Source organism: Streptomyces sp. NPDC015220, from assembly GCF_043079345.1.
Classification (GTDB): Bacteria; Actinomycetota; Actinomycetes; order Streptomycetales; family Streptomycetaceae; genus Streptomyces.
This window is the reverse complement of record NZ_JBIBUK010000001.1, coordinates 57,666-73,895: the sequence shown is the minus strand read 5'-3', so window position 1 is coordinate 73,895 and position 16,230 is coordinate 57,666. Positions and strand designations below refer to the sequence as shown.

Genomic DNA, 16,230 nt, shown 5'->3' with positions numbered 1-16,230 from the left:
CCGCGGCGTCCGGTGCGCGCTCTCGGCGTGCCGGGCGCTTCGGGCCCGTCCCGCGAGGGGAACACCGGTACCGGAGGGCGCGCCGGCGCCTGCGGGGGTGCGCGCAGCCCGCGAGGGCGGGGCGCGCGGTGGTGCGTACGTCAGGCCGTACGGAGGTCGCGGCCGGGCAGGCACGGGGCCCCGCTCCGCGGCCTTCCCGCCCCGCCCCGCCCCGTCACTCACGTGGCCCCCGCAGAAACGCAGCCGCCCATGCGGACCGCCAGGATGCGGGCATGGGTATACGCATGCTCAACCACCGGCCGGCGGCACCCCAGACAGCCGTCGGCGCGGCTCTCGCCGCGCCGCTCCCGCCGGTTCCGGCCCAAGCGGCCGACGCAAGCACCGCCCGCATCCCCACCGACCTCGCGGCCACCGTGCGCCGTGCCGCGACCGGCCTGCGCCGTCGCCTCACCCTCCGCGAGCCGCTGCCCTGGCGGCTGTGGGCCGACCTGCCCCGCGGCTATGTCGCCCTCCTGCTCACCCGTCTTCCGAGGCCGGGCCAGGCGCACACCGTCACGGTCTTCGTCGCGACGCCCCCGTTCCCGGCCGGCGGCCGCCCGAGCGGCCCGCCGTCGGGACGGCCACGCCCGGACCGCTCTCGACGGCACCCCCATCGTCCGCACCGCCCGGACCCGGACCGCCCCCGGCAGGGACCCGGACCGGACCCCGTGCCCTGACCCACGAGGCGTACGCCGGCAGGTCCGGCGCCGGTCCGACGCCCGCGCGGAAGCAGACGACCGGCACCGCATCACGCGGACCGGCCGACGGCCCGCGCCCGGATCGCCACCGGGTGACCTTCCACGCCAGGATCGCCACGGGGTGACCTTCCGCGCCAGGATCGCCACGGGGTGACCTTCCGGATCGCTGCGGGGTGTCCCCACGGTCCCCGGCCGTCCCCCCGGTCCCTGGGCCCCTCTCTCGTCCCCGGTCCCCGGGCCCCTCTCTCGTCCCCGGTCCCCGCGCGTCCCTCTGTCGTGCCCGGATCGCCACCGGGTGACCTTCCACGTCGGAATCGCCACCGGGTGTCCCTCCGTCCCGGGGGTCCTCCTGGTGTCCCTGACTCCCCGGGCGTCCCCCTTTGCCGTCCCCGGACCGCCACCGGGTGACCTTCAGCCCCCCGGCCCTCGCGCGACCGACGGCGGCCTCGGCCGGCCCGCCCGCTGGCGTCAGCCGCGGCGCGAGGGCCATGAACGCGGTGGGCCTACGAGCGTGGTGGACCACGAGCGTGTTGATCACCGCAGCGGCCACCGCCGAACCATCGCAGCGCAGGCACCGGTGGAGTGGCGAGCTCGCCACCCGTCGGCCCGGCACCGGCGACACCCCGCACCGCCCCAACCGAATCGAGGTCCGGGAGGGCCCCCGCACCACGCGTCGGCGCTCCCGGCACGGCGGGGACGTACCGCCGTGCCGAACTCCATCGCCCAGGACGGGACCCCCGCCGCGCAGCAGGTCAGGCCCGGCGAGGAGGAACCCGCCACGAGCGCCGCCGCTGCCGGCCGCCGCCGTCCCGGAACGTCGCCGCGCCCGGCACGGTCGCCGCACAGGTCGAAGCGAACGGCAACCAGGCACCCCGGTGGACGCGTCGGCGGGACCGTCGGCCCGGACGATCGCGACGGTCCAGAGAGCGGGAACCGTGCGCGCCCCGCCCCGTACGCGCACCCCGGACAACGGTAAGTGGCCAATCGGTGAAAACCGGGCACGAACCGGTCCCGCCATAAAGGAAGTTGTCGTAGGGTCACCTGGGTTCGTACAACCGGAAGGTCCCACGAGGGCAACCAGTACCGCGGGTCAACCGTCACAACAGGGCGAACAGGCAGGCACGGACGGACGCTCGGCGTCCACGGGAGGGGTTCACTCCATGGCGGCGCATTTCGGCAGGAGGCTGTACAAGGGGGCGGCGACCACGGCCGTGGCCGCGGTCGCGGTCGCGGCGCTCTCCGCCTCCGAGGCTCCCGGCGCGACAGTCAGCGACCAGGGAAGACAGACCGCCGCCGGCGCGACGCCCGCCCCCGAACCCGCCGCAGGCGACACCGCGACGGGCAACTCGGACTACTACACGGCGCTGCCACCGCTGAACAGCCCCAAGCCGATGCCCACCGCCGGCGCCCCGGCCGTCACGACGCCGACCGAGTCCGAGGCCGGCATCCCCGCCACCGTGCTGGACGCCTACAAGAAGGCCGAGGCCGAACTGCGCGCCGCCAAGCCGGGCTGCAACCTGCCCTGGCAACTGCTCGCCGCGATAGGCAAGGTCGAGTCCGGCCACGCCGGCGGCGGCCGGGTCACCGCCGACGGCACGACGCTCACCCCCATCCTCGGCCCGGTCCTCAACGGCGTGGGTTTCGCGAACATCAGCGACACGGACCACGGCGCCTACGACGGTGACGCCACCTACGACCGCGCGGTCGGCCCCATGCAGTTCATCCCCTCCACCTGGAAGTGGGCGGGCCAGGACGGCAACGGCGACGGCAAGAAGGACCCGAACAACGTCTACGACGCCGCTCTCGCCACCGGCCACTACCTCTGCCGCTTCGGCTGGGACCTGGCCGACGCCGGCGACCTGCGGAGCGCGATCCTCAGCTACAACAAGTCCGAGGACTACCTCAACACCGTCCTGTCCTGGCTCGAGTACTACCGCAAGGGCAGCCACTCCGTCCCGGACGGCACCGGCCCGCTGCCGTCCCACCGCGGCGGCGGCACGGCCGGAACGAGCCCCGAGCCGACGCTGCCGCTGCCCAGCAGCCCCACGCAGGGCACGCCGAGCCGGCCGGACACGCCGAGCAAGCCCGGCAAGCCGAGCGGCGACCCCAGCCCGACCCAGCCGTCGAAGCCGGCCCCTCCGTCCAAGCCGACCCCTCCGTCCAAGCCCGCCCCGCCGCCCACCCGCACCGACATCGTGGACCACCTGAAGGACGCGAACACGCCCCGGCTCACCGCCATGGCCGGCGACGCGTTCACACAGCGGATCACCGCCCGCGCCGAGACCAAGACCGGCAAGTCGGTCGCCAAGGTCCGGGTCCGGTTCGTGATCGAGGGCGACACCGACGCCACCTTCGCCGGGGGAGAGAAGGTCGCCGCGGTCGTCACCAACGGCTCCGGCGTGGCCACCGCGCCCGCGCTCCAGGCCGGCGAGAAGACCGGGAAGTTCACCGTCCGGGCCCTGGTCGTCGGCCGTACGGTCGGGGGCCTCGACTACACGGCCACCGTCACCGCCCGCGCCGCCGACACCCTCGTCCGCACCAGCGCCACCCCGCTCACCTGCGTCCCGGGGGGCGAGTTCGCCGACCAGGTCGAGGTGAGGGCCACCTACAAGGGCGCCGTCGCGGACAAGGTCGCGGCCACCGCCACCCTGGTCAGGTCGGCCGAGGACCCCGCCGAGAACGACGAGGGCCCCTACTTCAAGGACGCCGACGGCAAGCCCGTACGGACCCTGAAGAACCTCGGCACGGACGCCAAGGGCCTGCTGAAGCTGCCGAAGCTGTACGCGGACGACACCACCGGCACCTTCCTGCTCCGCATCACCACCACCGGCGGCGCGACGCTGACCGTGGAGTTGAAGGTCGCCGCGGCCGACACCTCGACGAGCCCGAGCCCGAGCCCGAGCCCGTCGGCCGACCCGAGCCCGGAGGCGGACCCGTCGACCGACCCCAGCCCGTCGACCGGTTCCACCGCGGCCTCGTGAACCGAGCCGTGTCCCTGTGACGGGCGCCGCGCCCCCGTGAACCGCGCTGGCGCTCACCCGGCGGGCGGCCCGCACAAGGCACGGCGGCCCGGACAGGGCACGGCGGCTCGGGCAGGGCGCGGCGGCCCGCACAAGACGCGAGCGCCCCGGCCAGGCTCGGCGGCCCGGACCAGGAGCGTCCTCCGCCACGACGCCGGGGCACTCCGCCCCGGCGTCGTGGCACGCACGGGAACGCGAGGAGCCCCGCGGCGCGGGGCGACGGCACCCGGGTCGGCCGGCGCGGCGGCGAAGTCGGCCCCGCCGGTGGTCGTGGGCTGTTGCCGGGTACGGCCCCGGCCGGTTCCGCGGCCTCGCTCAGCGCCCGAGCCGGGCGTTGGTGTGCCGGGTCGGCTCCGCCGTCGCCGGGTCCTCGGGCCAGGGATGCTTCGGGTACCGGCCGCGCAGGTCCGCCCGTACGCCCCGGTAGCCGTCGCGCCAGAAGGAGGCCAGGTCGGCGGTGACGGCGGCGGGGCGCCCGGCGGGGGAGAGCAGGTGCACGACGACCGGCACCCCGGCGACGACCGGTGACCGCTCCAGACCGAACATCTCCTGGAGCTTCACCGCGAGCACCGGCCGCTCCGGATCCGTGTAGTCGATCCGGATCCTGGACCCGCTGGGCACGGTGATCCGCTCAGGAGCGAGCTCGTCCAGCCGGGCCGCCTCGCCCGAGGCCCAGGGCAGCAGGCGGGCCAGTGCCTGCCCGGCGTCGATCCGGGCCAGGTCCGCGCGCCGCCGGGCCCGGCCCAGCTCCGGCTCCAGCCACTCCGCCACGCGCGCGTGCAGCGTCTCGTCCGACACGTCGGGCCACGGTTCGCCGAGCCGCCGGCGCAGGAAGGCGAGCCGCTGCCGCAGCACGCCGGCCTCGGCGGACCACCGCAGCACCCCGAACCCCTCCTGCCGCAGCCCGTCGAGCAGTGCCTCGCGCACCAGCGAGGGATCGGGATCGGCGAGCGGGCGCGCCGCCAGCTCCACCGCCCCCAGCCGTTCCACACGCCGTGCGACGACGTCCCCGGCGGCCCAGCGGACCTCCGCCCGCTCCTCGAACAACGCCCCGGCCGCCCACCGGGCGGTGTCCTCGTCGATCGTCGCGGCGAGCCGCACGCGCGCGTGCGCCCTGCCGAGCGGCCGGTCCGCCACGGCGACGACCATCCAGGGCGTCCCGCGCAGCGGGGACCCGTCGGCCAGTTCCGCACGCGTACCGGAGGCCATCAGGTACGACCCGCCGTCGAGTCGGGCGACCCGCTCGGGAAACGCGAGAGCGGCCACGAGCCCGACGACCCGATCGCCCCGCTCCCCGCCGGCGGTTCCCGAGCCGCCGCCGTTCCCGCCGGGGACGCCCGACGGCGCCCGGGCGTCGTCCCGGTCACCGACGGCACCGGCGGGCGGGCGGGAGACCTCGTTCGTGGCGGCCCGCAGTCGCCGCACCTCCGCACGCCACCGCGCGGCGTAGGCGTCGCCCCCGCGCCGGGCGGCCCGCAGGGCGGCGGCGAGATCGTCGCCGTACTCCCGGGGCGCCTCCTCGCTGAGCAGTGCCACCACCTCCGCGGCCTCGCCCGGTCCGCCGGAGGCCGGTCCGCCGGAGGCCGGCCCGCCGGCGGGCGTCCGGTCCGAGGCCCACCGGTCCGAGGCCCACCGGTCCGAGGCCGACCGGTTCGAGGCCGGCCCGCCGGAGGCGTCCAGCAGCGCCCGGCCCAGCCGCGGATGCACCCCGAGCCGGGCGAGCCGCAGCCCCCGCTCCGTGGCCCGGCCGGCGCGGTCCACCGCGCCCACGGCGGCCAGGACGCCCCGCGCCGCCGCCATCGCCCCGCCCGGCGGAGGATCCAGCAGCGCCAGCCCGGAGGCGTCCGGGTCTCCCCAGCACGCCACTTGCAGGGCGAACGCGGTCAGATCGGCCACCTTGATCTCCGGCGACGGGAAACGCGGCAGGCGACGGTCCTCGGCCTCCGCCCAGCAGCGGTACACCGCACCCGGCGCCTCCCGCCCGGCCCGGCCCGCCCGCTGCCGCCCGGCCGCCTGCGAAGCCCGTACGGTCGTCAGCGCGCTCAGTCCGCGCGCGTGGTCCACGCGCGGCTCCCGCGCGAGCCCGGAGTCGACCACTACCCGCACCCCGGGAACCGTCAGCGACGACTCGGCCACCGAGGTGGCGAGCACCACCCGGCGCCGCGGCCCCGGCGCCAGCACCGCGTCCTGGACGTCCGCCGGCGCGCGCCCGTGCACCTGGAGCACGTCGACGTCCCCGGGCTCCCCGAGCTGTCCGGCGACCCGACCGATCTCGCCCACGCCCGGCAGGAAGCACAGCACGTCCCCGGTCCGCTCGGCGAGCGCCCGGCGCACCACCGACGCCACGTGCGTCAGCAGCGCGGGGTCCACCCGCAGTCCGTGCGGCGGCCGTACCGGGCGCGCGGGCGGCGCCCACACCACCTCCACCGGATGGGACACGCCGGGCGCCTCGACCACCTCTGCCCCGCCCAGCAGCCGTGCCCAGCCCGCCGCGTCCGTGGTCGCCGACGCGGCGACCAGCCTCAGCTCCGGCCGCAGCGTCTCGCGGACGTCCCACAGGAACGCCGCCGCCGTGTCCGCGTCCAGGTGCCGCTCGTGGCACTCGTCGAGCACCACCACGTCGACGCCGGTCAGCTCCTGGTCGCGCTGCAGCCGCTGGAGCAGCACACCGGTCGTGACGACCTCCACGCGAGTGTCCCGTCCGACCACCCGCTCCCCGCGGACCGTGTGGCCGACGCTCCCGCCCGGCTGCTCGCCCAGCAGCCACGCCATCCGCCGGGCCGCCGCGCGCGCCGCGATCCGCCGGGGCTCGGCCACCACCACCCGCCGTGCCGGGCCCTCGCCCAGCAGCCCGGCCAGCGCGAGCGGCACCAGCGTCGTCTTGCCGGTGCCGGGCGGGGCGACGAGCACGGCGGTGCCGCGGCCCTCCAGCGCGTCGTTCAGGGCGGGCAGGGCACCGCGTACGGGCAGCGCCTCCAGGGCGTCGTAACGGATCACGCCCCCAGTGTCGTACGTGCGAACGGCCGCCCGGCAGGGCGGCCGTTCGCACGACGCGTACGCCCGGACACCCCTCGCACTCGGGAGGCGTCCGGGCGCGGCGCCCTCAGTCCCGCTCGCAGACGAAGATCGCCGTCCCCGGGATCAGGTGCCCGCGCAGCGGCGACCAGCCGCCCCACTCGGAGGTGTTCCAGTCGGGCCACTCCGGCTCCACCAGGTTCACCAGGCGGAAGCCCGACGTCACGATGTCGCGGACCCGGTCGCCCAGCGTGCGGTGGTGCTCGACGTAGACCGCCAGGCCCTCGTCGTCCTGTTCGACGTACGGCGTGCGGTCGAAATAGGAGGCGGACACCGACAGCCCCTCCGGGCCCGGCTCGTCCGGGAAGGCCCACCGGACGGGGTGCGTCACCGAGAAGACGAACCTGCCGCCCGGCCGCAGCACCCGGCGTACCTCGCGCAGCACCAGCCGGGGGTCGGCGACGAAGGGCAGCGCCCCGTAAGCCGAGCAGGCCAGGTCGAAGGAGCCGTCCGCGAAGGGCAGCGCGCCGGCGTCGGCGCACACCAGCGGGAACGGTCCGCCGATCCGCAGCGCGTGCTGGAGCTGGCGGTGGGACAGGTCCAGGGCCACCGGGCGCGCGCCCTGCGCGGCCAGCCAGCGCGAGCACTGGGCCGCGCCGGCGCCGATCTCCAGGACGTCCCGGTCCTTCAGGTCCTCCGACGGGCCGAGGAGCTCCGCCTCCACCTCGTCCAGTCCCTCGGGGCACCACACGAAGCGGTCGTCGCCGAGGAACGTGCCGTGCTCGACCTGGTACTCGTCCGCGTTCCGGTCCCACCAGCCCCGGTTGGCCCGGGTGCTCTCCGTGACACCTGCCGCGCGGCGGGTGGCCTCCGGCTCGAACAGTTCTGGCTCTTGGATGATCGGCTCCCTCGTCGTACTCTTCCGTCCAACCCGCCGCCCGGTGGTGCGCCGTCGGAGGGGTGTCCGGGTGCCGGCAGGCCCTCGGGAGGCAGGTTTTGTGCCGGAAATGCGGCGAACCGTCCCGCGTGTGCGGCTTCGCGCATTGACCCTGTCCGGCTGCCCCCGTATGCTACAAGTTGCGCTGCGAGCCTGCGCTCCTCAGACCTAGCAGGCTGCGCTCGCGTCTGTTGTATGTCCCCTCGGTTTTCGAGGCGCCACCAGCGTTTTCGGGTGGTGCTTCCTTGGCTGTCCGGCTTCTGCAGAGCGAAACGGGCTTTCGGCGTAAGCAGTACCTACGACTTCAATGTCCGTACCGGAGCCCTTTCCCACATGACGAGCAGCACCGAGACCACCGCCACCACCCCGCAGGTAGCGGTCAACGACATCGGTAACGAGGAAGCCTTCCTCGCAGCGATCGACGAGACGATCAAGTACTTCAACGACGGCGACATCGTCGACGGCGTCATCGTGAAGGTCGACCGGGACGAGGTCCTGCTCGACATCGGTTACAAGACCGAAGGTGTCATTCCGAGCCGCGAGCTCTCGATCAAGCACGACGTCGACCCGAACGAGGTCGTCGCCGTGGGCGACGAGATCGAGGCCCTGGTCCTCCAGAAGGAGGACAAGGAAGGCCGCCTGATCCTCTCGAAGAAGCGCGCCCAGTACGAGCGTGCCTGGGGCACCATCGAGAAGATCAAGGAAGAGGACGGCATCGTCACCGGTACCGTCATCGAGGTCGTCAAGGGTGGTCTCATCCTCGACATCGGCCTCCGTGGCTTCCTGCCGGCCTCCCTCGTCGAGATGCGCCGCGTCCGCGACCTCCAGCCGTACGTCGGCAAGGAGCTCGAGGCGAAGATCATCGAGCTGGACAAGAACCGCAACAACGTGGTCCTGTCCCGCCGTGCCTGGCTGGAGCAGACCCAGTCCGAGGTCCGCCAGACGTTCCTCACGACCCTGCAGAAGGGTCAGGTCCGCTCCGGCGTGGTCTCCTCGATCGTCAACTTCGGTGCCTTCGTGGACCTGGGTGGCGTCGACGGTCTGGTCCACGTCTCCGAGCTGTCCTGGAAGCACATCGACCACCCCTCCGAGGTCGTCGAGGTCGGCCAGGAGGTCACGGTCGAGGTCCTGGACGTCGACATGGACCGCGAGCGCGTCTCCCTGTCGCTGAAGGCGACCCAGGAAGACCCGTGGCAGCAGTTCGCCCGCACCCACCAGATCGGCCAGGTCGTCCCCGGCAAGGTCACCAAGCTGGTTCCGTTCGGTGCGTTCGTCCGCGTGGACGAGGGCATCGAGGGTCTGGTCCACATCTCCGAGCTGGCCGAGCGCCACGTGGAGATCCCGGAGCAGGTCGTCCAGGTCAACGACGAGATCTTCGTCAAGGTCATCGACATCGACCTCGAGCGCCGTCGCATCAGCCTCTCGCTGAAGCAGGCCAACGAGTCCTTCGGTGCCGACCCGTCGGCGGTCGAGTTCGACCCGACCCTGTACGGCATGGCCGCGTCCTACGACGACCAGGGCAACTACATCTACCCCGAGGGCTTCGACCCCGAGACCAACGACTGGCTCGAGGGCTACGAGAAGCAGCGCGAGGAGTGGGAGCGCCAGTACGCCGAGGCGCAGTCTCGCTTCGAGCAGCACCAGGCGCAGGTCATCAAGTCCCGCGAGGCGGACGCCCAGGCCGAGGCCGAGGGTGCCGGCGCCGCGGGTGCCGCTCCGGCCGCGTCCGGCGGTTCGTACTCCTCCGAGGGCGGCGACACCTCCGGCGCCCTGGCCTCGGACGAGGCGCTGGCCGCTCTGCGTGAGAAGCTGGCCGGCGGCCAGAGCTGATCGCTCACCGCCAGGCATCGGCCGACGGCCGCGGCCCGCACCCCCCCCGGGGTGCGGGCCGCGGCCCGTTGTACGCCGCCCTCCCCGGCGGGGAATGCCGGCGTCCCGTTCCTGGTTGTACACCGGTGAACACGAGGAGGGGCGGTCACAAGTGCTTGATCCGCAGGGTTTGTACGCATGGGAGCCGAAGGGCCTGGCAGTCGTCGACATGGCGCTCGCCCAGGAGTCGGCCGGCCTTGTCATGCTCTACCACTTCGACGGATACATCGACGCGGGAGAGACCGGCGACCAGATCGTCGACGGACTTCTCGACTCGCTTCCCCACCAGGTCGTGGCGCGGTTCGACCACGACCGGCTCGTCGACTACCGGGCCCGCCGCCCGCTGCTGACGTTCAAGAACGACCACTGGTCCGCGTACGAGGAACCCGCCCTGGAGGTGCACCTCGTCCAGGACGCCACCGGCGCGCCCTTCCTGCTGCTGGCCGGGCCCGAGCCGGACGTGGAGTGGGAGCGCTTCGCGGCGGCCGTGCGGGAGATCGTGGAACGGCTGGGCGTACGCCTGTCGGTGAACTTCCACGGCATCCCCATGGGCGTCCCGCACACCCGCCCGGTGGGCCTCACCCCGCACGGCAACCGCAGCGACCTCGTCCCCGGCCACCGCAGCCCCTTCGAGGAGGCGCAGGTGCCCGGCAGCGCGGAGGCGCTGGTGGAGTACCGCCTGACGGAGGCCGGACACGACGTCCTGGGCGTCGCCGCGCACGTGCCGCACTACATCGCCCGCTCCGCCTACCCCGACGCCGCGCTGACCGTCCTGGAGGCCATCACGTCGGCCACCGGACTGGTCCTGCCCGGCCTCGCGCACTCCCTGCGCAACGACGCCCACCGCACCCAGACGGAGATCGAGCGGCAGATCCGCGAGGGCGACGAGGAACTCACCTCCCTCGTCCAGGGGCTCGAGCACCAGTACGACGCGGCAGCGGGCGCCGAGACCCGGGGCAATATGCTCGCCGAGCCCGTCGACATCCCGTCGGCGGACGAGATCGGCCGCGAGTTCGAGAAGTTCCTCGCCGAACGAGAGGGCGACAACTGAGCCGGGAACCGAGGCCCCCCGGCTGCGTCGCCGGCGGCAGGCCCTAAGCTGCCGCACATGCTGAAGGTGGGCCTGACCGGGGGCATCGGAGCCGGTAAGAGCGAGGTGTCGCGGCTGCTCGTCGAGTGCGGGGCCGTGCTGATCGACGCCGACCGCATCGCGCGCGAGGTCGTCGCACCGGGCACGCCCGGCCTCGCGGCGGTCGTCGAGGCCTTCGGCCGGGACGTGCTCGCCGAGGACGGCGGCCTGGACCGGCCGAAACTGGGCTCCATCGTCTTCGCCGACCCGGACCGGCTGGCCGAGCTGAACTCGATCGTGCACCCGCTGGTGGGCGCCCGCTCCCGCCGGCTGGAGGAGGCCGCCGCCGAGGACGCCGTCGTGGTCCACGACGTCCCGCTGCTCACCGAGAACGGCCTGGCCCCGCTCTACGACCTCGTGGTCGTCGTGGACGCGAGCCCCGAGACCCGGCTCGACCGGCTCGTACGGCTGCGCGGTATGACCGAGCAGGACGCCCGCGCCCGCATGGCCGCCCAGGCGACGCGCGACGAGCGACTGGAGATCGCCGACGTCGTCATCGACAACGACGTTCCGCTCGAGGAGCTGCGGCGGCGGGTGACGCGGGTATGGGCCGACCTCGTGCGGCGAGCGCACGCCCCCCGGGCGGCGTCCGAGGAATAGTGGCCGCCGCGCGGGGCGTTGAACCCGGTCGGCGAGGGAAGGACTCTGCTGTGCCCGACACCAGCGGTTCGACCGGACGTACTCCGGAAACGCATGTCATCGACTTCCGTGCGGCCGAGCAGCTGCTCGCCGCGCGGGACCCGCGTGGCGCGGTGAAGCTGCTCGACGGGGTCATCGCCGCGCACCCGGAGAACACGGCGGCCCGTCTCCTGCGTGCCCGGGCCTTCTTCGCGGCGGCGCAACTGAGACCCGCCGAGCTGGAGTTCACGATCGTCCTTGAGCGCGAGCCGGACAACGCGTTCGCGCACTTCGCGCTCGCCCGCACCTACGAGCGGCAGGGCCGCGCCGACCAGGCCAAGCGCCACTTCCGGCTGGCGGCCGCACTGGACCCGAACCCGGAGTACCTGCAGCGGGCGCGGTTCGACACCTGACCGGCGCCCCGCCCGCCGACGAGCCGGCCCGCCGAAGTGACACCCGGGCCTACGGGCCGCCCCGGTCCCCCGGCGGCCGGTACGGCGGGACGTCCCGGTCCGGCTGGTAGTGCGGACCCTGCCGCAGATGCCGGACGATCAGCGTGAAGTCGACGGCGATCACCAGCCACAGCACCCCGCAGGCCGCCGCCCATCCGGGCCGTCCGACCAGCACGAACACGGCCGTGCCGAACATCGCCCAGACCAGCCCCCACACGCTCAGCCAGAACCGCGCCCGCAGAGCACTGCGCGCGGTCGTCGGCTCACTGCCCGTACGCATGACCGCTCACCACTCCTCCTCTGCAACGTACTCCTCTCCCGCCCTCCTCTCACTCGTACGGGTGAACCAGTGCGAGTCGGGAACGGGCGTGCGGGCACGGGCCGTTGTCCGGGCATGGAGCTGAGAATGCGTCAGGGGTATCAGGGAACCGGACCGGGGGCGATCACGCCGGACGGCTGCGCGGTCGAGCTGTACGCCCGGCTGCCCGTGGACGACGAGCCGGACATCGTCGCCGGGGCCGTGCCCGAGGGAGCGCGCATCCTGGAGCTGGGGTGCGGGGTGGGCCGGGTGACCCACCCGCTGCTGGAGCGCGGCTTCGGCGTCACGGCGGTGGACGAGTCACCGGAGATGCTGCGGCGGGTGCGCGGCGCGCGGACCATATGCGGTCCGATCGAGCACCTGGACCTGGGGGAGACCTTCGACGTCGTGATGCTCGCCTCCTTCCTCGTGCACGCCGGCGACGTCGAGGTACGGCGAGGGCTGCTGCGCACCTGCGCCCGGCATGTCGCGGAGGACGGCTGCGTACTGATCCAGCGGGAAGGGGCGGACTACCACACCGATCTGCCGCGCGAGCGGATCGACCCCCAAGGCTTCACGGTGCGGATCGCGTCGTCCGAGCCGGTCGGGGACGGAGTGAACTCGGTGCGCGCGGAGTACGAGTTCCCGGACGCCACCTGGACCCAGACGTTCCTGGCCCGGCCGTTGACCAGGGAGCAGTTCGAGGAGGCGCTGGCGGAGGCGGGGCTGAGGGTCGACCGGTATCTGACGGAGGACGGAATCTGGGTCCGGGCGGTGCCCGTGCGATGAGTTCCGGCGCTCGGCCCGGTCCATCTCGGTGACAGCACAGCGCAGCGCTTCCCGGAGGAGACCCGCATGTCCGAGACCACCGCCCCCGCCCCGTCCCTCGCCCTGCGCGCCCTGCGTGTGGTGCAGGTGCTGCTCGCCCTGTTCTTCGGGCTGGCGAGCGCGTTGCCCAAGCTGATCGCGCATCCGTCGGCGGTCGAGTCCTTCGACCGGATGGGCTGGAGCAGCGCGGGCATGTACGCCATCGGCGCGCTGGAACTGGCCGGAGGAGTGGCGCTGCTGGTCCCGGTGCTGCAGTCGGTGGCGGCGACGGCGCTGAGCGCGCTGATGGTGGGCGCGTTCGTCGTCCAGCTCACGGCCTTCGACGGGCAGAACGCGGCGACCCCGCTCGTCCTGATCGTGCCGCTGGCCCTCATCGCCTGGACCCGCCGCGGTCACAACGCGGAGCTGCTGCGGCTGGTCCGCCGGCAGGCCTGACGGCCGTCCGGCGCGCGGGGGCCTCAGGGGACGGTCAGCGGCTCCGGGGCCGGCCGACCGGGCCGCTCGGGCCGTCCAGGCCACCCATGTCGCGCAGCCGTTCCAGCTCGCGGCGGTCGCGCTTGGTGGGGCGGCCGGCGCCGCGGTCGCGGACGGCCAGGGGGGCGACGGCCTCGCGGGGCGGGGGCGGCGGGGAGTTGTCGATGTAGCACTGCACGGCCACGGGGGCGCCGACGCGCTTGCGGATGAGCCGCTTGACGACGACGATCCGCTCCCGGCCCTCGCCCCGCAGGCGCACCTCGTCGCCGACGCGCACGGAGTGGGCGGGCTTCACCCGCTCACCGTTCACCCGGACGTGGCCGCCCCGGCAGGCGGTGGCGCCGACGGAACGGGTCTTCACCAGGCGGACGGCCCAGATCCAGCTGTCGATCCGCACGGTCTCACCGCTCGCCGGGCCGGCCGCCTCGGCGGCGGCGATGGCAGCGGCGACCTTCGGGTCCACGGCGGTGGCGGTCGAGGGCGTCCCGGCGGAGTCCTCGCCGCCCTCGTGCCCGTCCTGCTCGCGGTCCCTGCCGTCCTCGGAAGCCATGGCCCCGACCTTAGCCTCTTGGACCGCCCGTGCCGGAGGAATTTACGGTGGAACCATGGGCAACGGCATGGACATGGATACGGCCGGCGGCAGCCTCGCCGCTCTCGACCGGCGGGTCACCGAGTGCCGGGCCTGCCCACGTCTGGTGGCCTGGCGGGAGGAGGTGGCCCGCACCAAGCGGGCCGCGTTCGCCGACTGGACGTACTGGGGCAGGCCGGTACCGGGCTTCGGGCCGCCGGACGCCCGGCTGCTGATCGTGGGACTGGCCCCGGCCGCGCACGGCGGCAACCGCACCGGCCGCATGTTCACCGGGGACCGTTCCGGCGACGTCCTCTACCAGGCGCTCCACGACATCGGGCTCGCCTCGCAGCCCACCGCTGTCTCCGCCGACGACGGCCTGGAACTGTTCGGCGTACGGATCACCTCACCCGTGCACTGCGCCCCGCCCGCCAACAAGCCGACACCCGGCGAACGGGACACCTGCCGCCCCTGGCTGGTCCAGGAACTGCACCTGCTGCGCCCCACCCTCAAAGCGGTGGTCGTCCTGGGCGCTTTCGGCTGGCAGGCCGCGCTGCCGGCGTTCACGGAGGCCGGCTGGGCGGTGCCCCGCCCCCGCCCCGCCTTCGCCCACGGCGCCCGCGTCGCCCTCGACGGCATCGACCTGTTCGGCTGCTTCCACGTCAGCCAGCGCAACACCTTCACCGGCAGGCTCACCCCCGGCATGCTCCGCGACGTCCTGCGCACGGCGGCGCGGGCGGCGGACCTTCCGGCCTACTCGCCCGGCGGGCCCGGGGAGAAGTGAGGTGACGAAGGCGCCGCACGGCGATTACGGTGCCCCCGTCCCGAGGACCGACGTCCCGGCCTCCCGGGAAACCGGGCGGAACGACCCGGAGGAACCGATGACGAAGCCGGAGCAGACCTTCCTCGACACCATCGCCGACCGTCTCGCCGCCCTGCCCGGAGTGCGGGCCGTCGCCCTCGGCGGCTCCCGGGCGCGGGGCACCCACCGTCCCGACAGCGACTGGGACCTCGCCGTCTACTACCGCCACCGCTTCGACCCCGCCGATCTGCGCGCCGTCGGCTGGGAGGGCGAGGTCTCCGGGATCGGGGAGTGGGGCGGGGGCGTGTTCAACGGGGGAGCGTGGCTGACCGTCGACGGGCGGCGGGTCGATGTGCACTACCGGGACCTGGACGTCGTCGAGCACGAGTGGGTCCAGGCCGGGGAAGGGCGGTTCCGGGTGGAGCCGCTGATGTTCCACCTCGCCGGGATCCCCAGTTACCTGGTCGTCGCGGAGCTCGCGGTCAACCGGGTGCTGCGCGGTGAGCTGCCCCGCCCGGCCGCCTATCCGCCCGCCCTGCGCCGCGCCGCGCCCGGGCACTGGTACGGCCTGGCCGTCGCCACCCTCGCCTACGCGAAGGACGGCCACGCCCCCAAGGGCGCCCTCACCCAGGTCGCCGGGGCCCTCGCCCTCGCCGCTACCCAGACCGCCCACGCGGTCCTGGCCGCACGCGGGGAGTGGACCACCAATGACAAGGGCCTCCTCGCCCGCGCGGGACTGTGCGCGGTCGACGACATCGTGGCGGGGCTGCGGCCGGAGCCCGCTGCGCTGGCCGCAGCCTGCGCCGACGCCGAGGCGCTGTTGCGGGCGTCCCTCGGGTGACGGCAGGGGGCGGGCAAGCGGCTCGGGCGGGCGGGCCCGGCGGCCCGGCAGCGAGCGCGGGCGCACTCGGACGCCGGTATGGCCGTCGCGCTCCGGGCCCGGCCGTTCGACGCGCGGCACCGGACGCACCGGCGTCCACGGCCGTCGGCCGGTCCCGGGGCACCGCGATGCCCGCGCGGCGCCCGGTCGGGCCTCGGAAGGGGGTGGCGGCCGACGGCGGCGTCCAGCGGCATTACCCCGAAAAGGTGAACACCGAGTGCACTGCGATTGACGCGGAAAGTGATCGACTGAGCCGGAAGTGTGAGGTCGGACGCACTTTCGGCGTTGAACTCGTGTCGCGTACGTCTCAGTAGCGTCACTGAGCGGGCCGAACACCCCATGCTTGGCGTTTGAATCTCTGAGTACGGGATTGTGTGGAGGTGCAGGGTGAACGGGCGAACGGTGCTCGAGCGCTTTCCCGCCGGCGGGCCGCGCGGGTCGTGGCCGGCGGAGGAGTTCGCGCACGCGCGGCGTCTGGAGGGCCTGCCCGCCGAGGTCGTGATGGACCTCGCGACGGACACCTTCCTGGTGATCGTCCGGGGAACGGAGGGCGGCGGCGACGCCGGCCCCTGAGCGGCGCCGTGGATCTCCTGGGTGACGTGA

The 16,230-nt window shown here is 74.2% G+C and carries 15 protein-coding genes; 11 read left to right on the top strand and 4 right to left on the bottom strand.

Annotated features, from left to right (window positions below; translation table 11 throughout):
* Positions 1–272: 272 nt before the first annotated feature.
* Both ACF061_RS00315 and ACF061_RS00310 read left to right on the top strand, forming a co-directional pair.
* Positions 273–716, top strand: a complete 444-nt coding sequence (locus ACF061_RS00315; RefSeq protein WP_392264515.1) for a hypothetical protein — start codon at positions 273–275, stop codon at positions 714–716.
* A 1,181-nt stretch (positions 717–1,897) separates the two neighbouring features.
* Positions 1,898–3,718: a lytic transglycosylase domain-containing protein gene (locus ACF061_RS00310; protein ID WP_392264514.1), complete on the top strand. Its 1,821-nt coding sequence runs from the start codon at positions 1,898–1,900 to the stop codon at positions 3,716–3,718.
* A gap of 354 nt (positions 3,719–4,072) precedes the next feature.
* Here ACF061_RS00310 and ACF061_RS00305 read toward each other — a convergent pair whose 3' ends face one another.
* Together ACF061_RS00305 and ACF061_RS00300 are read right to left on the bottom strand one after the other, a co-directional pair.
* On the bottom strand, positions 4,073–6,754 hold the full coding sequence (locus tag ACF061_RS00305) for an ATP-dependent RNA helicase (RefSeq protein WP_392264513.1): 2,682 nt from the start codon (positions 6,752–6,754) through the stop codon (positions 4,073–4,075).
* Positions 6,755–6,860: 106 nt separating this feature from the next.
* On the bottom strand, positions 6,861–7,673 hold the full coding sequence (locus ACF061_RS00300; RefSeq protein WP_392265360.1) for a class I SAM-dependent methyltransferase: 813 nt from the start codon (positions 7,671–7,673) through the stop codon (positions 6,861–6,863).
* A 369-nt stretch (positions 7,674–8,042) separates the two neighbouring features.
* On the opposite strand from ACF061_RS00300, the gene rpsA reads away from it, so the two are divergent.
* The 4 genes from rpsA to ACF061_RS00280 all read left to right on the top strand — a co-directional run bounded on the left by rpsA (position 8,043) and on the right by ACF061_RS00280 (position 11,738).
* Positions 8,043–9,539, top strand: a complete 1,497-nt coding sequence (gene rpsA, locus ACF061_RS00295; RefSeq protein WP_392264512.1) for a 30S ribosomal protein S1 — start codon at positions 8,043–8,045, stop codon at positions 9,537–9,539.
* 151 nt (positions 9,540–9,690) lie between these two features.
* Positions 9,691–10,629, top strand: coding sequence for a PAC2 family protein (locus ACF061_RS00290; RefSeq protein WP_392264511.1), 939 nt, complete (start codon positions 9,691–9,693; stop codon positions 10,627–10,629).
* 57 nt (positions 10,630–10,686) lie between these two features.
* Entirely contained in the window at positions 10,687–11,307 is a 621-nt protein-coding gene (coaE, locus tag ACF061_RS00285) for a dephospho-CoA kinase (RefSeq protein ID WP_392264510.1), read from the top strand.
* Positions 11,308–11,357: 50 nt separating this feature from the next.
* Positions 11,358–11,738, top strand: a complete 381-nt coding sequence (locus tag ACF061_RS00280) for a tetratricopeptide repeat protein (RefSeq protein WP_392264509.1) — start codon at positions 11,358–11,360, stop codon at positions 11,736–11,738.
* 49 nt (positions 11,739–11,787) lie between these two features.
* On the opposite strand, the gene ACF061_RS00275 is transcribed toward ACF061_RS00280, so the two are convergent.
* Positions 11,788–12,057, bottom strand: a complete 270-nt coding sequence (locus ACF061_RS00275; protein ID WP_392264508.1) for a DUF6343 family protein — start codon at positions 12,055–12,057, stop codon at positions 11,788–11,790.
* 126 nt (positions 12,058–12,183) lie between these two features.
* Here ACF061_RS00275 and ACF061_RS00270 point away from each other — a divergent pair, with 126 nt between their 5' ends.
* A complete protein-coding gene (locus ACF061_RS00270; RefSeq protein WP_392264507.1) occupies positions 12,184–12,864 on the top strand; it encodes a class I SAM-dependent methyltransferase in 681 nt (226 codons plus the stop codon).
* Positions 12,865–12,930: 66 nt separating this feature from the next.
* The gene (locus tag ACF061_RS00265) at positions 12,931–13,338 is read left to right on the top strand and encodes a DoxX family protein (RefSeq protein ID WP_392264506.1); all 408 of its coding nucleotides are present in this window, start codon (positions 12,931–12,933) and stop codon (positions 13,336–13,338) included.
* 34 nt (positions 13,339–13,372) lie between these two features.
* Here the strand turns inward: ACF061_RS00265 and ACF061_RS00260 are convergent, their stop codons facing one another.
* The gene (locus ACF061_RS00260; RefSeq protein WP_392264505.1) at positions 13,373–13,927 is read right to left on the bottom strand and encodes an RNA-binding S4 domain-containing protein; all 555 of its coding nucleotides are present in this window, start codon (positions 13,925–13,927) and stop codon (positions 13,373–13,375) included.
* Between the two features lie 73 nt (positions 13,928–14,000).
* Between ACF061_RS00260 and ACF061_RS00255 the strand changes: the two genes are divergently transcribed.
* From ACF061_RS00255 to ACF061_RS00245, 3 genes are all read left to right on the top strand, one after another.
* The gene (locus ACF061_RS00255; RefSeq protein ID WP_392265359.1) at positions 14,001–14,729 is read left to right on the top strand and encodes a uracil-DNA glycosylase; all 729 of its coding nucleotides are present in this window, start codon (positions 14,001–14,003) and stop codon (positions 14,727–14,729) included.
* Between the two features lie 97 nt (positions 14,730–14,826).
* Positions 14,827–15,588, top strand: coding sequence for a nucleotidyltransferase domain-containing protein (locus tag ACF061_RS00250; RefSeq protein WP_392264504.1), 762 nt, complete (start codon positions 14,827–14,829; stop codon positions 15,586–15,588).
* A 426-nt stretch (positions 15,589–16,014) separates the two neighbouring features.
* Positions 16,015–16,200, top strand: a complete 186-nt coding sequence (locus tag ACF061_RS00245) for a hypothetical protein (protein ID WP_392264503.1) — start codon at positions 16,015–16,017, stop codon at positions 16,198–16,200.
* Positions 16,201–16,230: the final 30 nt, after the last annotated feature.